General features: G+C 48.5%; 1 protein-coding gene. It reads right to left on the bottom strand.

Annotated elements, in window-relative coordinates; all coding sequences use genetic code 11:
- Positions 1-189: 189 nt before the first annotated feature.
- Positions 190-1,695, bottom strand: a complete 1,506-nt coding sequence (gene zapE, locus A3761_RS18700; protein WP_197469973.1) for a cell division protein ZapE — start codon at positions 1,693-1,695, stop codon at positions 190-192.
- Between the last annotated feature and the right edge of the window lie 127 nt (positions 1,696-1,822).

The raw sequence follows: 1,822 nt of genomic DNA, 5'->3' as shown, positions 1-1,822 counted from the left end.
GCTAGAACTATCAGTGTCTGAATTTCTATGACAATCAGGTCAAACTGGCATCAATCTTCAATAGTAGGCCCAGGCACAATGCTGCCTCGACACGACATCAACACAAGAAGTCAGTTCTAAGGGCCTAAACGTCCGCGAAGCTGACATTCACAAGGTCTTTAGCCACTTAATTCAGCCTCTCCACAGTCGTCATTGCCGCCCCCATTTCTTTCCACCCATTTCTACCAATCGAGACGCGGCTCGTCGAAAGGAAAAGGCGAGATCATTGGCGGACGAGAATTGTGCCAGTGACACGCCAATTAGACCCGTCGCCGACCACTCCAAATGTTCCCCCTCTTTGGTGCGAATCATGGTCGTCGCAAAGGAACTCGAGTTTCCCCCCTTCTCACTGACAAACAATTCTACATCTCCATCTCTGCTTTCGACTTGCGCTTCAAAATCGACAAATAATTCGTCGAGCGGGACTTGTGCCGCTAGCACCAAGCGGGTGCGAGATTCATAACACGCGTCAATGAGGTTCACGAATCGTCGCGCTTCGTTGAGGTGGTTGGCGCCCAATTGGGGGACGCTGTCCATAATGAGGACCGGAAATCGGTCGCAGAGGGAAAGATAATCGGCCGCGCCGAGCGGTTGGTAGCACAACTCGGAAAAGTCAAACCAGGCGCACCGGTCATTCAATCGGGCGACCTGGACGGTGCGACCGAAGCGAACTTGAATGACCTCAGCCTCAGTTCCGGATGCAGTGCCACCAAATATTTCTTCCAACTTCGCCTGCGTGTTGTTATTACTATTATTATCGCCATGAACATCCTTGTTTGACCAAAAATAGGATTGACCATCCGCTCGAGTTTCGAGTCGATAATCCTTAGTGGAACCCTCCATGGAAAAAATGTCGAACGTGTGTTTTAACATGTCTATGAATGGCATAAAGAGGGATCGGTTAATGCCTCCCTTATACAAGGCATCGGGGGAGCGATTCGAGGTGGCCACTACCACGACATTCCAATCCAATAATAATAAAAACAGTCTTTTCAAAATCATGGCATCGGCAACGTCTGTCACTTGAAATTCATCGAAACAGAGGAGTTGGGCTTCTTGTGCCAATTGTTTCGCAATGATGGGAATAGCATCACCCCTTGGGTGCTTCTTTTTGTAGACAAAGATTCGATGATGGACGTCTAGCATGAATTCATGAAAGTGGACGCGGCGTTTGGTAATTTTTGCGTGTTTGTGGCTGGAATTATTACAGCGAGAATCATCATCAGGAACATTAACCGACGCGTAAAAGAGATCCATTAGAAAACTCTTACCGACCCCGACCGGTCCATGAATGTAAATGCCCCGCGGTGGTGGACCAAAAGACCACAAATGGAACTTCTTTCGAAGAAAGGACTGGGCGGATGCCATGGATCGTGCCAGTAACAGTGGACTGCTGCTTTTACGGCTGCTCTCTGTCGGATCGTCGGTAAGCAAAGGTACTGGTGGGAGCGAGACAAGAGACTCGTGCAGGGCATCCAATTTTGCCGCCAGAGCGACTTGAGCGTTATCTCGCCGCACCTCCCCCGCGTCCACCTTGAGTTCATAAGCCGCTACCACGGGACCTGTCGAAAAGCTCCGCCGAGCGACGCGATGCTTTTCTATCATCATCTTCATCATCATCTTCTTCGTCATGGAGTTAATGAGTTTATCAACCAAAAGGTTTAATACGATGTATGGGTATCAAATGGATTTGTATTAGAGACTAAAATTTCGGAGTTCAACTTGTACAAAATTAGCATAACTATCTCAAATCTAGGGCTGGAGTTTGGGCAGAGCGGTCATT

Source organism: Oleiphilus sp. HI0123 (genome assembly GCF_001635315.1).
The sequence above is the reverse complement of the archived record's forward strand: the minus strand, read 5'-3'. Positions and strand labels throughout refer to the sequence as shown.